This window comes from Solicola gregarius, from assembly GCF_025790165.1.
GTDB lineage: Bacteria > Actinomycetota > Actinomycetes > Propionibacteriales > Nocardioidaceae > Solicola > Solicola gregarius.
In genome coordinates, this window is record NZ_CP094970.1 from 3,927,411 (window position 1) to 3,950,321 (window position 22,911).

The window sequence follows — 22,911 nt, forward strand, 5'->3', positions numbered from 1 at the left end:
GGGCGGCATCGACCGATCGAGGCGGAATCTCGTGTCACCATTCGGATGTCGGCACTCCGTCCGTCGACGAAGACCTACGGGATGGTCCATGGTTGATGCGCTACCCGGCCCCGCGGGAACACCGCAGGTGCGCCGGCGTCCCCACCTGAGCGTCGTCGTACCCGCGTACAACGTCGAGCGATATCTCGCCGAGTGTCTCGACAGCATCCTCGCCCAGTCGTACGAGCCGCTCGACGTCGTGATCGTCGACGACGGCTCGACCGACGGGACGGCGACGATCGCCCGGACGTACGCCGATACGTATCCGAACGTTCGGCTGGTGCCGACTCCGAACCACGGCCTCGGCGCCGCCCGCAACCGCGGCGTCGCCGAGTCCGCCGGCGAGCTCATCGCGTTCGCCGACTCCGACGACACGGTCGTCGCGGGTGCGTACGACGAGCTCGTCGGTGCGCTCGAAGCGGTCGGGGTCCGACTTCGCGGTCGGGTCGATGCGGCGGTACGACGGCCGCGCGTACGACGAACCGCGCTGGATGGCGCGGCTACACGAGCGGAACCGCCTCGGCCTGACGGTTGACGACCGCCCGGACATCCTGGGCGACGTGTTCGCCTGGAACAAGGTCTTCCGGCGCAGCTTCTGGGAGCGCGAGTCGCTCGCATTCCCGCAGGGCGTCCGATACGAGGATCAGGTGACGCTCACCCATGCCTACCTGACGGCGCGGTCGTTCGACGTCGTGCGACCGGTCGTCTACAACTGGCGGATTCGCTCCGACGGCTCGGCGATCACCGATGGCCGTAACGATCTCGCCGACCTCGAGGACCGCGTCCGCACCAAGCGGACGGCACTGCAGACCGTTCGTGCGCTCGGCAGCCCGGCGGTGCAGGCAGCGTTCCGCGAGCGGGTACTCCCCGGCGACATGTGGCGCTACTTCGCGCACGTTCCCGGCTGCGGCGACGAGTACTGGGCGACGCTGCATTCGGCCGTCCGGGAGTTCTGGCGCGACGGCGCGCTCCGGCGCAGCCGGCTGACGCCCGCGAACCGGCTCGCCGGCTGGCTGGTCTGCCAGGGAAGGCGTCGCGACGCCGAGGCCGTGATGCGGTACGAGGCGGCGAAGGGGCCCGGCCTGGAGACGGTGGTGGCGAACGACGAGGTGCTCGCGGCGCTGCCGTACTGGGACGATCCGGAGGCGAGCATCCCGCTCGATCTGTACCGACTACGACCGGACGAGCTCGGCTGGGAGTCCGAGCTGACCAGCGTGGTACTCGAGCGTGAGGCGCTCGTACTCCGGGGGCGGGCATGCTTGTCGGGTGCGCACTCCGGTGACGCGCTCGTACGCGTGGTGCTGACGGCGGGCGACGGCACGTCCGTGAAGTCCGCGCGCGCGTCGGCCGACGGATTCGAGGCGCGGTTCGACCTGAGCGCCATGCTCGACGGTTGGCCTCCCGACGTACGCGATGCGCCGCGGGTGTGGCGGTCGAGCGTGCAGTGGGAGACGCACGGCCTGCGCCATGCCGGTCCGTTCACCGACCTCGCGGATGCGATGTGCTCGGACGCCGATGGTGCCCGGTACGAGCCGCGCGCACTCGCCACGACGACGATCGGCGGAGCACACGTCGACGTCGGGTTCGGCCGGTCGGGGCTGCGGGTCGTCGCGCATCCGCTCGGCCACGCGGCCGCCCTGCGTACCGCCTGACCCACCACAGCTCAGTGTTCGTCGGTCGGGGCGCCGAGGGCGATCGAGACCAGCCGCGCCGTATCGCGCGAGCGCTCACCGAGCTCCTTCGCGCGCTCGTCGCTCATCCGGACCTGGGGGACCGAGACTCCGAGTGAGCCGACAACGGAGCCGGTGTGGTCGAAGACCGGTGCCGCGACCGAGCGGATGCCGGGCGTACGCTCCGACGACGAACCGGCCCATCCGCACTCGCGGGCAACGGCGAGCTCAGCGCGCAGCGCATCGGGGTCGGTGATCGTCGCCTCGGTGACCGCCTCGATCGGTGCCTCGAGGCAGCGGTCCTGTGCGGCCGGCGGCAGGAACGCGAGGATCGCCTTCCCCGGCGCGCCGTGCACCAGCTCGATCGGCACGCCGATCTCGGTGTACGTACGCCGCAACTGCTGGTGACTCTCGACCTGGTCGACGACCACCCGTTGGTGGGTGCCGAGCAGCTCGTGCAACCCGACGGTCTCGTGCACCTCGTCGCGCAGCTCGGTCATGTACGGAAGGGCGGCGTCGCGCAATGCGGTCGGCAACGCGCCGCTGCGGGCGAGCTGCATCAGCATCGGGCCGAGCCCGAAGCGTCGGTCGGCGGTCTGGCGTACGAGATGGTTGTGCTGCATCGCGGTCAGCAGGCGGTGCACCGTGCTCGTCGAAAGCCCTGTCATGCGGGCGATCTCGCTTGTACCGAGCTCGGGGTGGCGCCCGTCGAAGCAGCGCAGCACGGTCGCCGCGCGGTCGATCGACTGCACTCCCGAGCGCGTCGCAGCCGCCGCTTCCCCCGATTCGTTCTTCCTCGTTGCCATCGGCCCCTCCGTCGTGACGAGTCACGGTATCGCTCTTGACGTGACCCGGCTCACCTCATTACTCTTCCCGCAATACAGTAAGAGTATCCCATATTACGGGAAGAGTATATGTTGCCACTCGACGGCTTCCGCGTCCTCGATCTGACCCGTTTCCTGTCCGGGCCGTACTGCACGATGGTGCTCGCCGAGCTCGGCGCCGACGTGATCAAGGTCGAGCAGCCCGTCACGGGCGACGACTCCCGCAGGCTCGCGCCGAAGGTCAACGACGAGAGCTATCCGTTCGCCATGCCGAATCGCAGCAAGCGCAGCATCTCCCTCGACCTGAAGGCGGATCGCGGACGAGGGCTCTTCCTCGAGCTCGCCGCATCCGCCGATCTGGTGATCGAGAACTTCCGGCCCGGGGTGGCGACCCGCCTCGGCATCGACTACGACGCGGTACGCGCCGTGCGGCCGGACATCCTGTACTGCTCCATCAGCGGGTTCGGGCAGACCGGCCCGTACCGCGACCGTCCCGGCTTCGACATCATGGCGCAGGGCATGGTCGGCTTCCTGCGGATGACCGGCCAACCCGACGGCCGGCCCGCGAAGGTCGGCGTCGCGATCAACGACATCGCCGCGGGCGCCACCGCCATCTACTCGATCCTCGGCGCCCAGATGATCCGCGAGCGCACCGGCGAAGGCCAGAGCATCGACATCTCACTCGTCGACGCGGGGCTTGCCTGGACCGTGTGGGAGTCGGGCGCCTACTTCGCCGACGGCGAGGAACCCAAGGCGACCGGCACCCGCCACCGACGTTCGACGCCGTACCAGGCGTACCGCACCGCCGACGGGTACGTGACGATCGGCGCCAACAACGACCGGCTCTGGGAACGCCTCGTGACCGGCGTGCTGAAGCGGCCCGACTGGCTGAGCGACGAGCGGTTCGAGTCGCTGCCGGCGCGGATGGCGCACATCGACGAGCTGCAGGACGAGATCGAGGCGATCACCACAACGCTGCCGACCGCGACCTGGATCGACCTGCTCGACCAGGCCGGCGTACCCGGGGGTCCCGTGCTCACGTACGCCGAGGCGCTGGCCGACCCGCACATCAGGGCGCGCGACATGGTCGTCGACGTCGAGCACCCGATCATCGGCCCGATGCGCACGATCGGCCCGCCCACCAAGTACTCCGGCCTCGACACACCCGTCCGCGGCCCGGCGCCGTGGCTGGGGCAGCACACCCGGGAGCTGCTCGCCGAGGCAGGCGTACCCGACGACGAGCTCGACGAGCTGTTTGCCGCCGGAACGATCTACGACGCACACCCAGAGATGAGCAGGAGCTGACGTGTCCGACCACCTCACGATCGAGCGCGACGGGTCTGTCGCGACCCTCACCCTGAACCGAGCGGACAGCCACAACGCGATCTCGCTCGGCATGTACCGCGAGCTTCCCGACCTCGTCGCGGGCGTCGATGCCGACCCCGGCGTCAAGGTGCTCGTCGTCCGTGGCGCCGGCGAGCGGGCGTTCGCCTCGGGCGCGGACATCAGCGAGTTCCAAGAGGTACGCGGCGATGCCGCCAGCGCGAAGGCGTACAACGAGCACGTCGCGGCGGCAGAGCACGCACTCGAGTCGTTCTCGAAGCCGACCGTGGCGATGATCCACGGCTACTGCATCGGCGGCGGGTTCGGCCTCGCGCTGGCCTGCGATCTGCGTTTCGGCGACGAGCGCTCCCGCTTCGCGATCACCCCGGCGAAGCTCGGGCTGGTCTACAGCCTGGAGTCGACCAAGCGCCTCGTCGACCTCGTCGGGCCGGCCCGTACCAAGTGGGTGCTCTACTCCGGGCAGCAGATCCGCGCCGAACGCGCGCTCGCGCTCGGCGTACTCGACGAGCTGTACGACGCGGCCGAGCTCGAGGAGCAGACGTACGAGTTCTGCCGGCTCGTGACGACGCGCGCGCAGTTCAGCGTACGTGCCGCCAAACAGATCGTCGGGCGCATCACGAACGGTCAGGTCGAGGACGACGAGCACACGACGCACCTGCGTAACTCGTCCTTCGATACCGACGACTACGCCGAGGGCGTACGCGCGTTCCTGGCGAAGCGGAGCCCGGAGTTCACGTGGTCATGAGCGGCGAGGGCACAGCGAACGGAGTGGGCGGTGCGAGGCACGAGCGACGCCCGCGGAGTGAGCGAGCAACGAGCGCGATGTCGGGGGTGAGCGGCGAGGGCACAGCGAACGGAGTGGGCGGTGCGAGGCACGAGCGACGCCCGCGGAGTGAGCGAGCAACGAGCGCGATGTCGGGGGTGAGGGGCGAGGGCACAGTTGACGCGAGCGCGGTCGAGCGCGCCCGACGCGCAACGGACGAGGCCGAACCGGAGTTCGGGAAGTTCTTCCTGGCCAGGTTCCTCGACCTCGACATCAGCTACGACGACGAACGGCAGTCCTGCACCGTACGACTGCCGTACGCATCGCACCTGTGCAACCCGCAGGGGTCTGTGCACGGGGGAGTTATCACGACGGCGATGGACATCTCGATGGGGCATCTGTGCCATCGGTACCTCTCCACCGCCGTCACGATCGAGATGCAGCTGCGGTTCTTCCGCCCGCTGACCGGCGACGGCACCTGTGTCGGTGAGCTGCTGCGGCCCGGCCGCAGGATCGTGCACCTCGAGTCCCGCCTGTACGACGACGACAACCGACTCACTGCAGTTGCGACCGGCTCGTGGCACCGTCTCGATGCCGCGCCGGCCGTGAACTAGGAGGCTGGCATGCACCGGATACTCATCGCGGCGTCCGCGACCGTACTCGCGGTCGGACTCACCGCCTGCGCCGCCGGAGGTACCGACAGCGCGTCCACCGACACGAAGGACTATCCGTCCCAGGACCTCGACTGGACGATCGCGTTCGGCCCGGGCGGCGGCAACGACATCATGTCCCGTCAGCTGGTCGACATCATCGAGTCCGAGGACCTGTACCCGGGCAACATCACGGTCGAGAACATGGACGGCGGCAGCGGAGCGAAGGGCTGGGGCCACCTGTACAGCCAGGCGGGCAGCGGCTACGACATCTCGACGACGTCGGGCTCGTTCCTCACCACGCCGTTGCAGGCCGATACCGGCTGGACGTACGAGGACTTCACCCCGGTCGGTCTGACGGCGACCGACGCCGCGGTGTTCCTGGTCGACAGCGACTCGGGCATCAAGACCTGGGACGACTGGGTCAAATACGCGAAGGACAAGGGGAAGGTCGTCGTCGGCGGAATCGGCACCGTGAACGTCGACTACATCGTGCACGCGATGCTGGCGGAGCATGAGGGCTACGAGATCGACTACGTGCCGTACAACGAGGAGGGCCAGGTCCAGACCTCCTTGCTCAGCGGCGCACTCGACGCGGCCGTGTCGAATCCGGCGGAGGTTCTCGGCCAGATCGAGTCGGGCGACATGACGCCGCTGCTGTACACCGGGAACGAGCCGATGAAGGCGCTGCCCGACGTACCGACCGCGGAGTCGATCGGTGTCAAGAACGTCCCCACGATGCCGCGCGGCGTGATCCTGCCTCCCGATGTCCCCGACAGCGTCCGCGACTGGTGGATCGACGCCATGAAGCAGGTCGTGAAGACCGACCAGTGGCAGAAGTACCTCGACCAGAACAACCTGTCGGCCGACGTACGCTGGGGCGACGACTTCGAGACGTACCTCGACGACACGGCGACCGAGCTGGAGACCAAGCTCGAGGACCTGGGCGCGCTGTGACTGCCCGCGCCGTCGACAGGACACCGCGGCTGCCGCGGTGGCTGACGCCGCAGGTCGCGTTCCTCGCCGTGCTCCTCGTGCTGTTCCTCGCGTACACCGAGATGGCGTTCGGGATGGAGTGGCGTACGCCGGCAGGGCGCATCGGCGCCGGGGTCTTCCCTCGCATCGTCGGCAGTCTCGCGATCGTGACGATCGCGATCGCGCTGTACCGCGAGGTCCGGCGGCCCCAACCCGCCGGCGAGCCGGCCACCGAAGGACAGGGGAGCCACCCGGTCGCCACGCTGGCAATGGTGGCCGCCGCGGCGTTCGTGACGTACTGGTTCCTGCTGCTCGGTGCCGTGTTGACCGGTGCGGCGTTCCTGGTCGGCGCGCTCTGGATCCTCGACCCGCGCCATCGCGTACGCGCGGTGGTCCTCGGGATCGCGCTGCCGGTCGCGATGTACCTGCTGTTCCAGACCGGGCTGAACGCCGGACTGCCCGACGGCATCCTGCCGATGCCCTGAGGAGGCGTACCTGATGGACCTCGTCACCCACGGCATCGTCAACATCCTGACGGTGCAGAACGTCCTGATCCTCGGCGCGGGCGTGCTGATCGGCATGGTCGTCGGCGTCATCCCGGGACTCGGGCCGTCTGCCGGGTTGGCGATCCTGCTCCCGCTGACGTTCGGCCTCGACCCGACGAGCGCGATCGTGATGCTCGCCGCCGTGTACTACGGCGCGATGTACGGCGGCACGATCACGTCGGTGCTGATCAACACGCCGGGTGAGTCGGCGACGGTGGCGAGTACGTTCGACGGATACCCCCTGGCGCGCAAGGGCCGTGCGGGTCCGGCGCTGGTGATGGCCGCGATCGCGTCGTTCGTGGCCGGTACGATCGGCGCGATCCTGATGAGCGTCGCCGCGCCCATCACCGCGTCGTTCGCGAGCAGCTTCGGGCCGCCCGAGCTGTTCCTGCTCACGATCGCCGGCCTGCTCACCCTGGTGGTGATCCTGCAGGGCAACAAGCTGCTCGGGCTCCTCTCCGCACTCATCGGGTTCGCCATCGCGACGGTCGGCATCGACATCGGCGGGGGAGAGCAGCGCTATACGTTCGGGTCGACCGAGCTGATCAACGGCATCGACTTCATCCCGGTCGCGATCGGCCTGTTCGGCGTCGGCGAGATCCTTTACACGCTCTGGCAGGGCGGCCACCTCGAACGCCTCGGGTTCTTCGGTGTCGGCAACAGCGGCAAGTCGTTCTGGCCGAACCGTGAGGACTACCGAGAGTCGCGTGGTCCGATGCTCCGCGGCTCCTTCCTCGGCTTCGGAGTCGGCCTCGCTCCGGGTGCCGGCGCGACCGTGGCGTCCCTGATGTCGTACAACCTCGAGAAGTCGATCTCCAAGCATCCCGAGAAGTTCGGCAAGGGTGCGATGCCCGGACTGGTCGGTCCGGAGGCGGCGAACAACGCCGCTTCGGCGGGCGCGATGGTGCCGTTGCTCACCCTCGGCATCCCTGGCTCGGCGTCGACGGCCGTCCTGATCGGCGGCTTCCTGATGTGGGGTCTGCAGCCGGGACCGTTGCTGATGGAGGAGAACCCCGACTTCGCCTGGGGGCTCATCGCCAGCATGTACCTCGGCAACGTGATGCTGTTGGCCGTCAACGTGTTCTGCATACCGGTCTTCGCGAGCATCGCGCGCGTACCGTTCCGAGTGCTCGGCCCCATCGTCATCGTGCTCTGCATCTTCGGCACTTACACGGTCAACTCGAGCATCGTCGAGGTGCAGATCATGCTCGCCTGCGGCGTGTTGGGCTTCTTCATGCGGCGGGTCGGCATGTCGCCTGCCGCCTTGGTGATCGCACTGGTGCTCGGTCCGCTCGCCGAGGAGACGCTCCGGCAGACCATGATCGTCTCGGGTGGCGATCTGAGTATCTTCGTCGAGCGCACCGGGTCGCTGGTACTGCTGATCGCCGTCGCCGTTCTGATCGCGCTGCCGCTACTCGCCCGGCCGATCTCATCCGCAGTACGCGGTGCGGTCGCGCGGGTGGGACACACCAGACGTGCCTCGGAGTCCGGCGACGCCGAGGAGACGACCGACGATCGAGAGGACGCGCACCGGTGAAGGCGGCGGTCGTCGGAGGCGGCATCGTGGGTGCCGCCGTCGCGCGCCGGATCCTCGACGTCGACTCCTCCGCGGAGGTGACCCTGTACGAGAAGGAGGACGCGCTTGCCGCCCACCAGACGGGGCGCAACAGCGGGGTGGTGCACGCGGGGCTGTATTACACGCCGGGCTCGGCGAAGGCGCGGCTGTGCCGTCGCGGAGTCGCGATGCTGCGCGAGTTCTGCTCCGAGCACGGCATCGCGTACGACGAATGCGGCAAGATCCTGGTGGCACTCGACGAGCGACAGCGCTCCAGGCTCGTCGACATCGAGCAACGCGCGAAGGCGAACGGAGTGCCGGGCGTACGCACCATCGGCCCGGACGAGATCCGCGAGCGCGAGCCGAACGTACGCGGCGTGGCCGGCCTGCTCTCACCGACGACGGCGATCACGGACTTCCCGGCGGTCACCCGCGCGCTGGTGGCCGATGCCGCCGCGTTGGGCGCCACGATCAGGCTCGGCGCCCGGGTCGTGTCGCTGCAGCGGGACGCGGGTCGGGTTGTCGTCGGTGCCGAGTCGGACGGCGGTGCCGAGTCCGACACGTACGACGTGGCGGTGCTGTGCGCGGGCGTGCACTCCGATCGCGTGGCGAGCCTGGCCGGTGACACCGCTGAGCCGCAGATCGTGCCGTTCCGCGGCGAGTACTACCTCCTGCGCGACGACCGGCGTGACCTCGTGCGCGGCCTGATCTATCCGGTGCCTGATCCGCGCTATCCCTTCCTGGGCGTGCATCTGACGCCCACCGTCGGCGGCGACGTGATGGTCGGCCCGAACGCCGTGATGGCCCTCGCGCGCGAGGGGTACGCATGGCGCGACGTGTCGCTTCGCGATCTCGCCGAGATCGCCCGCTCGGAGGCGTTCCGGCGGTTCGCGCGTACGCACTGGCGCACGGGCGTGCGCGAGCTGGCGGGATCACTGAGTCGACGCAGGTTCGTCGCCGCGGCGCGTGCGTACGTGCCGTCGCTGCGCGACACCGATGTCGTGCCCGGGCCGCGGGGCATCCGGGCCCAGGCGCTCGACCCGGACGGTAGTCTCGTCGACGACTTCCGCATCCACCGGCGTGGCTCGGTGGTCGCGATCCGCAACGCGCCGTCGCCGGCGGCCACATCGTGCCTCGCGATCGCCGAGCAGGTCGTCGACGAAGCGCTCGGACGATGACGTGCGACCGACGAACGGAGTATCCATGAACCTCGCGACCGTGTCCGGTGTCTCTGGCGAGGAGGCGGTGGTCGTGGGCGAGCAGGGAGTCGTCCGCGTCGCCGACGTCGTTGCCGACGCGCCGACCACTGTGCTCGCGCTGTTGGAGAGTGGGCGTGCGGACGAGGTCCTCGCCGCCGCTGAGTCGACGCCCGTCGATTCGTACGCGCCGCTCGACTCCGTGCGGTTCACCGCGCCGTACCGGCGGCCGCACAAGATCTGGGGCATCGGGCTGAACTACGTCGACCACGCGGGCGACCTGTCGGAATCGGTACCCGAGGAGCCCGCGTCGTTCATCAAGGCCGACCACACGGTCATCGGCGACGGCGACCCGATCACGATCCCGCGGCAGAGCGAGCGTACGACCGCCGAAGCCGAGCTGGGGCTGGTGATCGGGCGCGAGTGCCGTGACGTCGCCGAGGCGGATGCATTGTCGTACGTCTTCGGGGTGTGCACGATCCTCGACCAGACCGCCGAGGACATCCTGCAGCGCAACCCACGCTTCCTCACCCGATCGAAGAACTTCCCGGGCTTCTTCTCGTTCGGCCCACAGCTCGTGCCGATGAGCTCGCTCGGCGACTTCGCCGACGATCTGGGCGATGTCGAGGTCGCGACCATCCACAACGGTCGGGTGCATCGGCGCAACACCGTTGCGCACATGCGTTACAGCCCTGCGCACCTCGTGGCGTTCCACTCGCAGGTGATGCCGCTGTACCCGGGCGACATCATCTCGACCGGTACGCCGGGCGCCGTGGTCATCGAGTCGGACGATGTCGTCGAGTGCGACATCCCCGGCATCGGCCGCCTCCGCAACCCGGTCGCCTGAGGGTGCGGTTTACCACGGGCCCATGGGAAACCGCGCCACTAGGTAGCAAACTTGCTGGGTAGCGGCGCGGAATCCCATGGGCCCGTGGTAAACCACGCCGCTACCCGGCAACCTGCGTCAGCGCCTCGTGCTCGCGAACAGGTACGCGACCAGCGCCGCGGCCGCGACGAGGAGGCCCGCCGCGCACGCTGCCGCGGTTGCGTACCCGTGCACGACGGCCTCTGTCGGCGCCGTGCCCGACGCGATGGCGTCGGAGGTTGCGCTGACGGCGATGGTGTTGAGGACAGCGGTGCCGAGGGTGCCGCCGAGCCTCGGCCCGGTGTTCGCGACCGCAGACGCGACGCCCATGAGACGGCGGTCGACCCCGCCGATCGCGACGCTGAACGCCGGTGTCGTCGCGCTGCCCATCCCGATGCCGACGAGAATCTCGGCGGGCAGGATCGACGTCAGGTAGCCGCTCGTCGGGCTCAGGTGCCAGAGGAGCAGCAGCCCGACAGCCGCGGTCAGCAGTCCGGGGACGATCAGCATGCCCGGCGAGACCCGGTTCATCAGCTTGCTACCGATGGCGTACGCGCTCGCCGTCACCGCGAGCGTCATCGGCACGAACGCCAGCCCCGCCTCGATGGCGCTGTAGCCGAGCACGACCTGGAAGTGGTACGTCAGCATCAGGAACATCCCGAACGACCCGACGACGCCGGACGCCGTCGCCACGAAGGCCGCGGCCCGCGTACGGTTTGCGATCACCTCGAGCGGCAGCAGCGGATCGGCGATCCGGGTCTGGCGAAACAGGAAGCCCGCGACCAGCGCGATCCCCGCGCTACCCGGTACGACTACCTCGGGGGAGGTCCAGCCGTGCTCGACGGCCTGCGTGCAGGCGAGCGTGACGCCGACCAGGCCGGACGTGACCATGGCAGCGGACGTGAGGTCGAGTCGCTGGCCGCGGCGACCCGGCATCGACGGCAGGTACGCGCGGCCCGCGATCAGCGCGGCGATGGCGACGGGCGCGTTCACGTACAGGCAGAACCGCCAGTCGAGGACCTCGGTCAGCGCGCCGCCGATCAGCAGGCCGATGACCGCGCCGCTGCTCGCGACCGCGCCGAAGACGCCGAACGCCTTCGCGCGCTCGGTCTGGTCGGTGAACGTCATGCCGATCAGGGCCAGCCCGGCCGGCGCCATCAGAGCGGCGAACGCGCCCTGCATGGCGCGCCCGGCGATCAGCATCTCGAGGTTCATCGCCGCTCCGGCGATCGCCGACGACACCGCAAATCCGGCCAGACCGACGAGCAGCGCGCGGGTCGCGCCGATGCGGTCGGAGATACGTCCGGCGACGAGGAGCAGTCCGGCGAGGGGGAGCGTGTACGCGGTGACGACCCAGGCGCGGGCGCCGTCGTCGAAGCCGAGCGCCGTCTGCGCGGTGGGCAGCGCGATGTTCACGATCGTCGCGTCGAGTGCCGACATCAGCTGTGCGACGGCGATGACGACGAGGGCGAGCCACCGGCGGTCTCGGGTCTGTGTGGTGTCCGTCGTGCGGACTGTCTGGGTACTCATGCTCGGCCCTTTCAGTCAATCGGAGGAATCTTCTCCGTTTTCAGAATGCGCTCGTGGTCGGGCACTGTCAACCCATTCGGAGGAATTGCCTCCGGTTTTGGTACGCTGCTCTCGTAGGAGAGGAGCCACGATGGCCAAGACGATGCGTGCCGACGCCCGGCGCAACCGCGACGCGATCCTCGTCGCGGCGCGCGATCTCGTCGTCGAGCGCGGGTCCGGCGTACCCCTCGACGAGGTCGCCCGGGCGGCCGGTGTGGGGATCGGCACGCTGTACCGGCACTTCCCGGAGCGCACGTCGATGCTGCACGAGGTCGCGGTCGACGCACTGACGAAGACCCGCGACGCCGCCAACCGGGCGATGGAGGACGAGGACGACGCCTTCGACGCGCTCGCCCGTTACCTCCGCGAGGCGTTGGAGCTTCGGGTGTCCGCGGTCATGCCGGCGCTGCTCGAGTCCCTCGACCCGGACGACGCCGCGTTGAAGGACGTACGCGACGAGTCGGCGCAACTGGTCGAGTCGCTCATCGACGCGGCCAAGAAGGAAGGTGGCCTCGCCCCCGACCTCTCGTTCGCCGACGTCGCCACCATGCTCGTACGCATCGCCCGGCCACTACCGGGTCCCCTTGGCAGCGAGGTCAACGACGAGCTCTCCCGGCGCCATCTGGAGCTGTTCATCCGTGGCCTGCGCGCCGACCCGGGCCCGGACGCGGGCGAGTTACCCGGTGTCGGGCTCGACCGCGCTGGCCTGCGCGAGTCGAGCGCGGACGAGTGAAGCCGAGCGTATTCAGAGGTGGGCGACCATCCCACCGTCGACCCGGATCTGGCTGCCGGTGACGTACGACGCCGCACCGCTGCACAGGAACGCGGCGATCGCACCGAACTCGGACGGATCGCCATAGCGCCCCGAGGGGATCTTCGCGATGGAGGCGTCGCGCGCCTCTTCGACCGACGTACCCGCACGTTTCGCCGCCGCCTCGTCGAGCGCGGCGACGCGGTCGGTGGCGATGCGCCCGGGGAGCACCATGTTGATGGTGACGCCGTCGGCGGCAACCTCGCCGGCGAGCGTCTTGAGGTACGAGCCGAGCGCGGCGCGACCGAGGTTCGACGCTCCGAGCATCGGGATCGGCTGCTGTACGCCGCTCGAGCCGATCGCGAGAATGCGTCCCCAGCCGGCGGCCCGCATGGCCGGCAGCACCAGCGAGACGAGAGCGACGTGCGGTGCGAGGAGCACGTCGATCGCCGCGCGTGCCGCATCGGAGGTGAGATCGGTCGCGGCGCCCGGTTTCGGGCCGGGACCGTTGAGCACCACGACGTCCGGGTCTCCGTACGCCTCCCGGGTTGCGGCGAGTAGACGCTCCGGCGCGCCCGGCTCGGTGAGGTCGCAGGCGACGCCGACGGCCGCGGGCAGCTGCGCGGCGAGCGCCTCCGCGCGTGCCGCGTCCCTGCCGGTCACGACGACGTTCGCGCCCTCTGCGGCGATCGCGCGGGCGGTGGCGGCGCCGAGCCCGCCCGTCGACGCGAGGACGAGTGCGGTGCGGCCGTTCAATGCGAGATCCATGGCAGGAACCCTACTTGATGGCGTCGAGATGCCTTGCCAGCAAGGGCATCAGCGACTCGGGGAGCGTACGCGCCGGCGGCCGAACCGCCGACTCGGAGATGAGCCCGCGACGACGCAGGCATTCCTTGCGGATCGCCAGCGCGATGCCGGCCTGCTGCTCGAACGTGATCAGCGGCAGGTAGTCGAGCAGCGCCGCCCTGCTCTTCGACGGATCGCTCGGCGACCATGCCTCGACGCACGCGACGAGCGCTTCTGGGTACGAGAAGCCCGTCATCGCCCCGGCCGCTCCGCAGGCGAGCTCGTCGAGCAGGTTGAGGCCGCCGAGCCCGCCGAACACCGGCGCATCGCATCGCGACGTCACCTCGGCAACGGCGACGGGCGTTGGTGGCGACTCCGCCTTGACGGCCGCGATGAACGGCAGCGTCGCGACCTCGCCGAGCACAGCGGTCGGCACGGAGACGCCGCTCGCCACCGGGTAGTCCTGAACGACGACCGGCGCACCGGTCGCCTCGTGCACGGTGCTCAGGTGGGCCTGCAACGTGGCGCGGTCGGGGCTGTTGGCCTGCACCATGACGCCGGCGAGCCGGTCGCCGGCCAGCTCCGTTGCCATCCGCGCCTCGTCGATGACCGGTGCCGTGCCGAGGCTCGTACATCCGACGACGAGCGGCAGCTCGGTCGCGTCGAGCACCGTGTGCAGAACGAGTCGCCGGTCGTCCCACGACAACCGCGCCGCCTCGCCGAAGACGCCGAGCACCGTCAGGCCGCGTGCACCCGCGCCGGCCATGTGCTCGGCCAGGGCGGCCACGCCGTGAGGGTCGACCTCGAGCGCGTCCCCCTGAGAACGGGGTGGCGAGTACGCCCCAGACACCGGGTTGGATGTGCATGGTCTTCGATCCCTCCGCCGTTGGGTCACAGTGCCGCTCGTGCCTCACCCTAGGTCGTGTCTGCTTGTGCCGCGTCGATCAGGGAGCGGGTCTCGGCGCCCGATCCGGCAAGGCGCGGGAGCGAAGCTGTAGTTGGTCTCCTGCGAGCGACCGTAACGCGGCCGGTCGGGATGCGGAGGCACGCGAGCCGGCGGGGTATAAGCAGACACGGCCTGATGAAGGGTCACGAGTACGGATCGGTGAGGAGGGCAGTCGCCTCCTTGACCTCCAACGCAACGCTCCCGCCGGCTGCGGTGAGCGGGTCGTCCAGCGAGTGCCAGTCGGCGCCGTCGGCGCGCCAGCGGACCTGGTAGGTCACGTCGACGCTCGGGCGTACGGTCACGTGCGCGTCGGAGTAGAGGTGCACGATGTCCCTTGCCGGGTACGGTGCGCCCGGGCCGCTGCTCGACTGGGTCGAGCCGTCGCCGTGATGCCAGGTGTACTGGGTCGGAGTCGCCTCGATGTCGACGGAGTAGCCGAGGAGCTCGACAGTACGGGCGAACTGCGGCTCCTCGGTGTAGAAGATGGTCGCGAAGTTGACCAGCGTCGCGCCGTCGGGCGGCTGGACGTGGATCGTCGCCTCCGGCAGACCGATGCGCTTCACCTCGCGCAGCACGATCGCATCGGTGACCTGCGGGCGTACGTAGCCGCCGCCGGGCTCGGCCGGAGTGCCCGAGTAGCAGGCCGTGCCGAGTGGATACCAGTCACCGTCCGGAAGCTCCCGCGCCCAGAGGGTCCACTTGGTCTCGTCGTCGGACTCGCAGGTGTACATGCCGGGGCAGGTCGCCGGTGTCTCGCCGGGATAGTTGATGCCGCACGCCGGCAGCCATTGGTAGTCCATGGCGGGGCCGGTGTCGTCGGTACCGACGTCGATCGTGCCGTCGTCGCTGTCTGTATCCGTGTCGCCATCGATGGTCGTCTCACCGTCGATCAGAACCTCGGGGTCTGTAGGTAGCCCTCCGACATCGATGTCATCTGCAGTGGCGCGTGCCGGTGACGCGATGAGCGCGAGGAGACAAACGAACTCAGCGAACCTCGTCAATGCTTTGTACTCCGAGATCGGTGACCACCCACCTCTCCCCAACGCGGGACACTTCGAACCTGAGCTTGAAGTTGTCCTTTCTGCCTATCTTGGGGTCTTCAGATTCCGAGAGTCGGTACCGCATTCGGCCCGCGGCTACGTCGACAAGCACAGCGACCACATCGTGCTGTTTGACGGCGAGGACGTACGTCGGCGTCCATCCAGCCGACTTCATGAATCCACCGTTTGCGTATGTTCGGTGGAAGAGCGCTTCGTACTTGCTGCATCCGCTGCAGTCCATGGCTGCCGTCGTCAATGCGACAGTGTCGCCCGTATCGGATGCGTAGTTCAGCAGCTCGATGTAGTGCCGGATGAACGCCTCGGCGCCCTTGAGCGTGTCCTTGCGGGCGGCGTCGGGCGGCACCGGCACCTCGACGGCGCGCTCGCCGACATCGCTGGTCGGCGTCTCGGTCGGCAGCGGCGCCGGGTCGTCGTCGGACTCCGCGTCGGAGCATCCCGCCAGTACGCAGCCGAGCAGGGCGATGAGTGCCAGGAACCGTCGTCCGGCCATCGGTCCTCCCAGGGATCGCGGCAGAGAATAGCGAGAACGGTCACGTTGCGTAACCCCGAGCGCAAGATCCTGTGGATAACCGGCGCACAACGGAATCGGTGCCGTCGTCCGCACGTTGAAAGAGGTGAGGGCGCGAGGAGTTGATTCCGATGAGCGCACGTGGCTTCGACAACCCGTTCGGCGACCGGTCGGGTCGGGAACCGGTCTCGGCGCGCAGCCCGCTACGCCTGCGGCTGGTGCTGAGCCTGGTCGGCGCGACCGGGTTTGCGGCGCTGGCCGTCGTCGCACTTATCGTGCAGGGCGCGGTCTGGCTGCCGGTCGTCGCGGTGGCGCTGGCGGCGGTCGGACTCGCCGACGCGGTCGTCATCACGCACCGTCTCGGCGACCGTGGGGACTGACCCGAAAGACTCGCCGCGACACGCCGGACCGGCGCGCGTTTGGGCTTCTGACCTGCGCAAACACCGGCGCCACGAAAAAGTGTCGGACCCGCCTGGGATCGTCTTGCATGAGCCCAGACCGCGGCGTACGGTTACCCCTACATCTAGTACTTACAGGCGTGTAGTTCTCCACATCTAGTTCCACAGGGCGTGAGGGGTTACACACAGAACGAGCCGAGTTATCCCCACTCGCTCCACAGATCAATCCCCAGAAGGAGGGGTGTCATGCACTGTCCGTACTGCCGGAACACCGACACCCGCGTCCTCGACAGTCGGGTCGCCGACGAGGGTTCCGCGATCCGCCGCCGGCGTCAGTGCCAGGAGTGCGGCAAGCGGTTCTCGACCGTCGAGCAGATGCAGCTCACGGTCGTCAAACGGTCGGGTACGACCGAGCCGTTCGACCGCGACAAGGTCGTCGTCGGCGTACGCAAGGCATGCAAGGGCCGTCCGGTGAGCGAGGACGACCTGAAGCGGATCGGTCAGCGGGTCCAAGACGACCTGCGCGAGTCGGGATGCGCCGAGGTGCCGGCACATGAGGTCGGCCTGGCGATCCTGCAGCCACTCAAGGAGCTCGACTCCGTCGCGTACCTCCGGTTCGCGAGCGTCTACAAGCAGTTCGAGTCTCCCGACGACTTCGTCGAGGAGATCGCCTCCCTCATGTCGGAGAACGCCGACGACGAGGCCCAGCGGCTCAGCACATGAGGCGTCGGGGCAGGGCACGCGCAACACGCACCACATCACATCCAACGGGGCAAGAAGGAGAAGGCATGACCGACACGGTGAGCGGATCAACGGGTAGAGCCGCACGGGGCACCTCGAAGGCGGGCAGCGGCCTGCACGTCGAGCGTGTCTTCACCACCGAGGGGGTGCACCCCTACGACGAGGTGACGTGGGAGCGGCGCGACGTCGTGCAGACGAACTGGAAGACCGGTGAGTCGGTGTTCGAGCAGAACGGCGTCGAGTTCCCCGACTTCTGGAGCGTCAACGCGTCGACCATCGTCACCACCAAGTACTTCCGTGGTGCGGTCGGCACCGACCAGCGCGAGCAGAGCCTCAAGCAGCTGCTCGACCGGGTCGTGCTCACGTACGTCAAGGCGGGCAAGGACAACGGCTACTTCGCGACCGACGCCGACGCCGAGGCGTTCGAGCACGAGCTGACCTGGATGCTCCTGCACCAGGTGTTCAGCTTCAACTCACCCGTGTGGTTCAACGTCGGTACGTCCAGCCCGCAACAGGTCTCGGCGTGCTTCATCCTGTCGGTCGACGACTCGATGGACTCGATCCTCAACTGGTACAAGGAAGAGGGCCTGATCTTCAAGGGCGGCTCGGGCGCGGGGCTGAACCTCTCCCGCATCCGCTCGAGCAAGGAGCTGCTGCGCTCCTCGGGCGGTACGGCGAGCGGGCCGGTGTCGTTCATGCGCGGCGCCGACGCGTCGGCGGGCACGATCAAGTCCGGGGGAGCCACCCGACGGGCGGCCAAGATGGTCGTCCTCGACGTCGACCACCCCGACATCGAGGAGTTCGTACACACCAAGCAGCGCGAGGAAGAGAAGATCCGCGTGCTCCGCGACGCCGGGTTCGACATGGACCTCGGCGGGCACGACATCACGTCGGTGCAGTACCAGAACGCCAACAACTCCGTGCGCGTCACCGACGAGTTCATGCGAGCGGTCGAGGAAGGCACCGAGTTCGGACTGCGCGCGCGTACGACCGGCGAGGTGATCGACACCGTCGACGCCAAACAGCTGTTCGCCGACATCTCGCACGCGGCGTGGGCATGTGCCGATCCCGGGATGCAGTACGACGGCACCATCAACGACTGGCACACCACCCCCGAGACCGGGCGGATCACGGCGTCGAACCCGTGCAGCGAGTACATGCACCTCGACAACTCCTCGTGCAACCTCGCCAGCATGAACCTGCTCAAGTTCGTCTCCGACGACGGCAGCTTCGAGGTGGAGAAGTTCGTCAAGGCGGTCGAGCTGGTCATCACCGCGATGGACATCTCGATCTGCTTCGCCGATTTCCCGACCGAGGCCATCGGCGAGACGACCCGGGCGTACCGCCAGCTCGGCATCGGGTACGCGAACCTCGGCGCCCTGCTGATGGCGTCCGGCATCGCGTACGACTCCGACGGCGGCCGCGCGCTCGCCGGGGCGATCACCTCGCTGATGACCGGCACGTCCTACCGCCGCTCGGCCGAGCTCGCCGGGATCGTCGGGGCGTACGACGGGTTCGCACAGAACGCCGAGCCGCACACCCGGGTGATGCGCAAGCACCAGGCGGCCAACGACGAGATCCGCACGATGCATGCGATCGACATCGCCGTGCACCGTGAGGCCTCGAAGCAGTGGGCGCAGAACCTCGAGATCGGCACCGAGAACGGTTGGCGCAACGCGCAGGCCAGCGTGCTCGCGCCGACCGGCACGATCGGGTTCATGATGGACTGCGACACGACCGGCATCGAGCCGGACTTCTCGCTGGTCAAGTTCAAGAAGCTCGTCGGCGGCGGGTCGATGCAGATCGTCAACCGCACGGTGCCGGCGGCGCTGAAGCGGCTCGGCTACACCGAGGAGACCAGCGAGGCGATCGTCGAGTACATCGCCGAGCACGGCCACGTGATCGACGCGCCCGGCCTCAAGCCCGAGCACTACGAGGTGTTCGACTGCGCGATGGGCGAGCGCGCGATCAAGCCGATGGGCCACGTCCGGATGATGGCGGCCGCGCAGCCGTTCCTGTCGGGCGCGATCTCCAAGACCGTCAACCTGCCCGAGGAGTCGACGGTCGACGAGATCGCCGACGTCTACCTGCAGGGCTGGCAGCTCGGCCTCAAGGCGCTCGCGGTCTACCGCGACAACTGCAAGGTCGGCCAGCCGCTGGCCGATGCGAGGGCGAAGTCGAAGACGGCGCCCGCACCGGAGGTGCAGATCGTCGAGCGCCCCGTGCGCAAGCGGCTGCCGAAGTCGCGGCCGTCGCGTACGACGTCGTTCACGGTCGGCGGCGCCGAGGGCTACATGACCTCCGGCTCGTACCCCGACGACGGTCTGGGCGAGGTGTTCCTGAAGCTGGGCAAGCAGGGCTCGACGCTCGCCGGAGTGATGGACGCGTTCTCGATCGCGATCTCGATCTCGCTGCAGTACGGCGTGCCGCTCGAGACGTTCGTCGCCAAGTTCACGAACATGAAGTTCGAGCCGGCCGGTCTCACCGACGACCCGGACGTGCGGATGAGCCAGTCGATCATGGACTACATCTTCCGCCGTCTGGCGCTCGATCACCTGCCGTTCGAGACCCGCTCGGCGATGGGCATCCACTCCGCCGAGGAGCGCCAGCGCCAGCTCGACACCGGTTCGTACGAGGCGACAGACGAGGCACCGGAGGTCGAGTCGCTCTCCGCACCGGACGTCGGTGCTGCGCCGGGGTCCGCGAAGCCGGATGCGGACGTCGTCGCCGAGACGGCGAGGCCCGCCCCGCGTACGGCGCACACGTCGGCCGAGCTGCTCGAGTCGATCACCGGGTCGACGGTCGACGCGCCGCTCTGCTTCACCTGCGGTACGAAGATGCGCCCCTCGGGTAGCTGCTTCGTCTGCGAGGGCTGCGGATCGACCTCCGGCTGCAGCTGAGCCACGACGTCAACAAGTTCGCGGAGTTTTCGTTGGTGTACGGCCGCTGCACCAACGAAAACTCCGCGAACTCTTTGCTCACCGGCAGGTGTAGCGATCCTGCACCGGGACGACGCCGTGGAACGTCTTCGAGTACGGCCGCTTGGAGGCGGCGGTCTCGCGGAACCACACCCGCGTACCACGCACACCCTTGCCCGTCTTGAAGCGGCGGACGGCGACCTCGTGCACGACTCGATCACGGCGTGAGCCGGCCCAGCATGGGCTCGCCGACTTGCCCGTACGCGCCTCGACGTTGGTGACTCGCGAGCCGACCGACTGGCCGCGATAGCGCGTCACGATCAGCGGCACCGCATCGAGATCGTTCGGGCGCGGATCGTTGACCGCGAAGGTCAGTCCGCGGGTGTGCTTGCTGGGCACGCGGAAGACCACCTGGCGCTTGCGCACGAGCTTGTTCCTCCCGACCCAATGCGTGCCGTCACGGCGCAACTGCTGCGGCTGGAACTTGCAGCCCTTGCAGTCCTTCACCTTCAATACAATCGTCGTCTTGTGGACGCGTGCTCCGTCGTTGCTGGCTTCCGCGCTACCGACTGCCGACGTCATTCCCAACGCCATCGCGGCAGCGGCGAGGACTGTCACCGATTTACGCATCTTTCGCGACCCCTGTGTTCGGGTTGAAGTTGCTTACGCCGTGAACGCTAGTCAGGTCTGGGGTCGGGGTGCTTCCGAAACGTGGTGGATGTCCGCTACCGGACATCGCCGGGACTGTCGCGGTACGCGGCGAGCGCGGCGCCGAGTTGGAGCCGGGTCTCGGATCCGATGAGCGTCAGCAGATCGCGGACCCAGCGACGTACGGTGCGCTCGGTGACGCCGAGCGCACGTGCGATCGCGGCATCGGCGTAGCCGGCCAGCAGCATCACGATCAGCTCCGATCGGCGATCGTCGTCCTCGCTCGCCAGGGCGATCGGTACGGGTCGCGCGTTGGCCCAGCATTCCTCGAACACCTCGATCAGCACCTGGACGAGCGCCGGATCCCATACGACGAGGGCAGTCACGTGACCGAGTACGTCGTAAGACCGAAGGGTCGGGATGTAGGCGACGCGCTGGTCGATGATCGCCAGCTTCAGCGGCGCCGGCCCGATACGTACGGGCACCCCCGCCTGTGCGAACTCGCGGAGGTACCAGAGGCGGGCGAGCCCTCGGAACCGCGCCTTGTAGACACCGCGGACGTCGACGCCGCGGGAGAACGCACGCATCTCGGGGTTGTCGGGCTGACTGTCGTCGGGCAGCGGCAGGCCACCAAGGTACGGAGGTCGGTCGAGTACCCAGATGCTCGCCTCTGCCTGCTCCAGGAGCTGGAAATGCACTGCCAGGCAGGTCCGCGCGCCGATGTAGGTTCGGATGCCCGGCCGCTGCGGAGGTCCGCCGTCGCTCGGCGGCCGAGATCGCTCCGGCGACGCCGCGCTCTCGCGCGCGAATCGGTTGCGCAGGTCGGCGACCCAGTTGTCGCGATCCAGCTCCTCGGGACCGGCGATCTCCCACCGATCGCCGTCGGAGCGCGTCACCAGGTCGTCGCGAGCCAGCGCGTCGAGGTGCCGGACGACGTCGCCCGGCGCGAGTCCCGTTCGGACGCCCAGCTCGGCTTCGGTGCCTCGCCCGAGCGCCGCGAGGCAGACCAGTACCAGGTCGTCGTACCCCTCACCCGGATCGGAAGTACTCATTGAGTGGACACTAACCGCCGACAGGGGCCGCTCGGCCGTCGACTCGGTGGGACGTATCGACCGCCGCAGGTCTTGGGTGCGCCGGTCACCCGTCCGGTACCGCGTCGGTGAGCCGGCTGGCGACCTCGGCGACCGCGGCGCGCAGCTCCGGTCCGCCCTCGACCCGAAACGCGATCGGCATTGCCGCCAACCACTCGCCGGCGTACATCGCGGGGTTGCTGGTGCTCCCGGTGAGGACGCAACGTCCGTCGTCGGTGGGTACGAGGCGGCCCATCGGCGGATGTACATAGCGGGCGACCTCGTCGTACGGGGCGTCGAACGCGACCCTGGTCTCGTACTCCCAGCCGACGCCGAGATGCGACTCCAGCAGGTCGGCATGATCGAGGTCGTCGGGCGCCGCGAAGGTCTCGGGGCATTCGGCGACCGACCGCACCCGGTCGATCCGATAGGTACGCACGGCGTCGACACGATGCGAGTGGCAGAGCAGGTACCAACGCCCGTGTCGTACGACCACTGCCCACGGGTCGACCTCCTCCTCCCACTCCTTGCCCGACGGGCTGCGATAGCCGATTCGTACCCGGTGCTGGCGTGCCGATGCAGCGACCAGGGCGCTGGTGGTCTCTCGGTCGGGCCGTGCGACCCCGAGGTCGGGGGTGGCCGCGGCATGTCGGCGCATCGTGTCGGCCTGTCTCCCGACGTTGTCCGGCAGTGCCCGGATGAGCTTGCGGATCGCCGAGCCGACCGGATCGTCGTCGTCGGCCGCGGCGTGGTTGCCGTCGAGGACGGCCATCACGAGACCGAGCGCCTCGGTTGCGCTGAACATCAGCGGCGGGAGCCGGATGCCGCGACCGAGCCGATAGCCGCCGTACCGTCCGCGCTCCGACTCGACCGGGATCTCGGCCTCGCGCAGGATCGCGACGTACCGCCGCGCCGCCCGTTCGGTGACGCCGAGCTTCGCCGCCAGCCGCGTGGCGGTGATGCCCGGCTGGGCCTGCAGCAGCTCCAGCGTACGAAGCGCCCGCGCGGTGGGGCTGGCGACGACGGTCATGGAGACCCACGATATCCGGCATCCGATCGTCCGGTATCCGCCGTACCGTCGAGGACCAC

At 68.8% G+C, this 22,911-nt stretch carries 23 protein-coding genes; 14 read left to right on the top strand and 9 right to left on the bottom strand.

All coding sequences use genetic code 11. The features are described 5' to 3' along the window. The first annotated feature begins 88 nt into the window (after positions 1 to 88). Together L0C25_RS19235 and L0C25_RS19240 are read left to right on the top strand one after the other, a co-directional pair. Positions 89 to 574, top strand: a complete 486-nt coding sequence (locus L0C25_RS19235) for a glycosyltransferase family 2 protein (protein WP_271633392.1) — start codon at positions 89 to 91, stop codon at positions 572 to 574. Then, a complete protein-coding gene (locus L0C25_RS19240) occupies positions 489 to 1,691 on the top strand; it encodes a hypothetical protein (RefSeq protein WP_271633393.1) in 1,203 nt (400 codons plus the stop codon). The genes L0C25_RS19235 and L0C25_RS19240 overlap by 86 nt, the downstream gene beginning before the upstream one ends. Before the next feature lie 11 nt (positions 1,692 to 1,702). Here the strand turns inward: L0C25_RS19240 and L0C25_RS19245 are convergent, their stop codons facing one another. Then, complete coding sequence (locus tag L0C25_RS19245) at positions 1,703 to 2,515, bottom strand: IclR family transcriptional regulator (RefSeq protein ID WP_271633394.1); 813 nt, start codon at positions 2,513 to 2,515, stop codon at positions 1,703 to 1,705. A gap of 108 nt (positions 2,516 to 2,623) precedes the next feature. On the opposite strand from L0C25_RS19245, the gene L0C25_RS19250 reads away from it, so the two are divergent. From L0C25_RS19250 to L0C25_RS19285, 8 genes are all read left to right on the top strand, one after another. Then, complete coding sequence (locus L0C25_RS19250; RefSeq protein WP_271633395.1) at positions 2,624 to 3,838, top strand: CaiB/BaiF CoA transferase family protein; 1,215 nt, start codon at positions 2,624 to 2,626, stop codon at positions 3,836 to 3,838. Between the two features lies 1 nt (position 3,839). After that, on the top strand, positions 3,840 to 4,622 hold the full coding sequence (locus tag L0C25_RS19255; RefSeq protein WP_271633396.1) for an enoyl-CoA hydratase-related protein: 783 nt from the start codon (positions 3,840 to 3,842) through the stop codon (positions 4,620 to 4,622). A 167-nt stretch (positions 4,623 to 4,789) separates the two neighbouring features. Further along, positions 4,790 to 5,254 (top strand): PaaI family thioesterase, encoded by a 465-nt coding sequence (locus tag L0C25_RS19260; RefSeq protein ID WP_271633397.1) that lies wholly within the window; start codon positions 4,790 to 4,792, stop codon positions 5,252 to 5,254. Between the two features lie 9 nt (positions 5,255 to 5,263). Beyond that, the gene (locus L0C25_RS19265; RefSeq protein WP_271633398.1) at positions 5,264 to 6,247 is read left to right on the top strand and encodes a Bug family tripartite tricarboxylate transporter substrate binding protein; all 984 of its coding nucleotides are present in this window, start codon (positions 5,264 to 5,266) and stop codon (positions 6,245 to 6,247) included. Then, positions 6,244 to 6,750, top strand: coding sequence for a tripartite tricarboxylate transporter TctB family protein (locus tag L0C25_RS19270; RefSeq protein WP_271633399.1), 507 nt, complete (start codon positions 6,244 to 6,246; stop codon positions 6,748 to 6,750). The genes L0C25_RS19265 and L0C25_RS19270 overlap by 4 nt, the downstream gene beginning before the upstream one ends. A 13-nt stretch (positions 6,751 to 6,763) precedes the next feature. Further along, complete coding sequence (locus tag L0C25_RS19275) at positions 6,764 to 8,347, top strand: tripartite tricarboxylate transporter permease (protein WP_271633400.1); 1,584 nt, start codon at positions 6,764 to 6,766, stop codon at positions 8,345 to 8,347. Continuing rightward, the gene (lhgO, locus tag L0C25_RS19280; RefSeq protein WP_271633401.1) at positions 8,344 to 9,543 is read left to right on the top strand and encodes an L-2-hydroxyglutarate oxidase; all 1,200 of its coding nucleotides are present in this window, start codon (positions 8,344 to 8,346) and stop codon (positions 9,541 to 9,543) included. The genes L0C25_RS19275 and lhgO overlap by 4 nt, the downstream gene beginning before the upstream one ends. Before the next feature lie 25 nt (positions 9,544 to 9,568). Further along, on the top strand, positions 9,569 to 10,408 hold the full coding sequence (locus L0C25_RS19285; RefSeq protein ID WP_271633402.1) for a fumarylacetoacetate hydrolase family protein: 840 nt from the start codon (positions 9,569 to 9,571) through the stop codon (positions 10,406 to 10,408). Between the two features lie 117 nt (positions 10,409 to 10,525). Here L0C25_RS19285 and L0C25_RS19290 read toward each other — a convergent pair whose 3' ends face one another. After that, positions 10,526 to 11,956, bottom strand: coding sequence for an MFS transporter (locus tag L0C25_RS19290; RefSeq protein WP_271633403.1), 1,431 nt, complete (start codon positions 11,954 to 11,956; stop codon positions 10,526 to 10,528). A 130-nt stretch (positions 11,957 to 12,086) separates the two neighbouring features. On the opposite strand from L0C25_RS19290, the gene L0C25_RS19295 reads away from it, so the two are divergent. Further along, positions 12,087 to 12,728, top strand: coding sequence for a TetR/AcrR family transcriptional regulator (locus L0C25_RS19295; RefSeq protein ID WP_271633404.1), 642 nt, complete (start codon positions 12,087 to 12,089; stop codon positions 12,726 to 12,728). A gap of 12 nt (positions 12,729 to 12,740) precedes the next feature. Here the strand turns inward: L0C25_RS19295 and L0C25_RS19300 are convergent, their stop codons facing one another. The 4 genes from L0C25_RS19300 to L0C25_RS19315 form a co-directional block, all read right to left on the bottom strand. After that, the gene (locus tag L0C25_RS19300; protein ID WP_271633405.1) at positions 12,741 to 13,514 is read right to left on the bottom strand and encodes an SDR family oxidoreductase; all 774 of its coding nucleotides are present in this window, start codon (positions 13,512 to 13,514) and stop codon (positions 12,741 to 12,743) included. A 10-nt stretch (positions 13,515 to 13,524) separates the two neighbouring features. Then, the gene (locus tag L0C25_RS19305) at positions 13,525 to 14,427 is read right to left on the bottom strand and encodes a dihydrodipicolinate synthase family protein (protein WP_333908549.1); all 903 of its coding nucleotides are present in this window, start codon (positions 14,425 to 14,427) and stop codon (positions 13,525 to 13,527) included. Between the two features lie 194 nt (positions 14,428 to 14,621). Then, on the bottom strand, positions 14,622 to 15,479 hold the full coding sequence (locus L0C25_RS19310; RefSeq protein ID WP_271633407.1) for a hypothetical protein: 858 nt from the start codon (positions 15,477 to 15,479) through the stop codon (positions 14,622 to 14,624). Continuing rightward, positions 15,463 to 16,029: a DUF6318 family protein gene (locus tag L0C25_RS19315; protein ID WP_271633408.1), complete on the bottom strand. Its 567-nt coding sequence runs from the start codon at positions 16,027 to 16,029 to the stop codon at positions 15,463 to 15,465. The genes L0C25_RS19310 and L0C25_RS19315 overlap by 17 nt, the downstream gene beginning before the upstream one ends. Positions 16,030 to 16,178: 149 nt before the next feature. Between L0C25_RS19315 and L0C25_RS19320 the strand changes: the two genes are divergently transcribed. From L0C25_RS19320 to L0C25_RS19330, 3 genes are all read left to right on the top strand, one after another. Beyond that, positions 16,179 to 16,427, top strand: coding sequence for a DUF6343 family protein (locus L0C25_RS19320; RefSeq protein WP_271633409.1), 249 nt, complete (start codon positions 16,179 to 16,181; stop codon positions 16,425 to 16,427). 264 nt (positions 16,428 to 16,691) lie between these two features. Further along, positions 16,692 to 17,168, top strand: a complete 477-nt coding sequence (nrdR, locus tag L0C25_RS19325) for a transcriptional regulator NrdR (RefSeq protein ID WP_271633410.1) — start codon at positions 16,692 to 16,694, stop codon at positions 17,166 to 17,168. A gap of 65 nt (positions 17,169 to 17,233) precedes the next feature. Further along, positions 17,234 to 20,086, top strand: coding sequence for a vitamin B12-dependent ribonucleotide reductase (locus L0C25_RS19330; RefSeq protein ID WP_271633411.1), 2,853 nt, complete (start codon positions 17,234 to 17,236; stop codon positions 20,084 to 20,086). A 78-nt stretch (positions 20,087 to 20,164) separates the two neighbouring features. On the opposite strand, the gene L0C25_RS19335 is transcribed toward L0C25_RS19330, so the two are convergent. The 3 genes from L0C25_RS19335 to L0C25_RS19345 form a co-directional block, all read right to left on the bottom strand. Next, positions 20,165 to 20,722, bottom strand: a complete 558-nt coding sequence (locus L0C25_RS19335) for a hypothetical protein (protein ID WP_271633412.1) — start codon at positions 20,720 to 20,722, stop codon at positions 20,165 to 20,167. Between the two features lie 107 nt (positions 20,723 to 20,829). Then, positions 20,830 to 21,804 carry a helix-turn-helix domain-containing protein gene (locus L0C25_RS19340; protein WP_271633413.1) on the bottom strand — a complete coding sequence of 325 codons (975 nt, stop codon included), beginning with the start codon at positions 21,802 to 21,804 and terminating at the stop codon, positions 20,830 to 20,832. Between the two features lie 85 nt (positions 21,805 to 21,889). Beyond that, positions 21,890 to 22,852, bottom strand: a complete 963-nt coding sequence (locus tag L0C25_RS19345; RefSeq protein ID WP_271633414.1) for a helix-turn-helix transcriptional regulator — start codon at positions 22,850 to 22,852, stop codon at positions 21,890 to 21,892. Positions 22,853 to 22,911 lie beyond the last annotated feature (59 nt).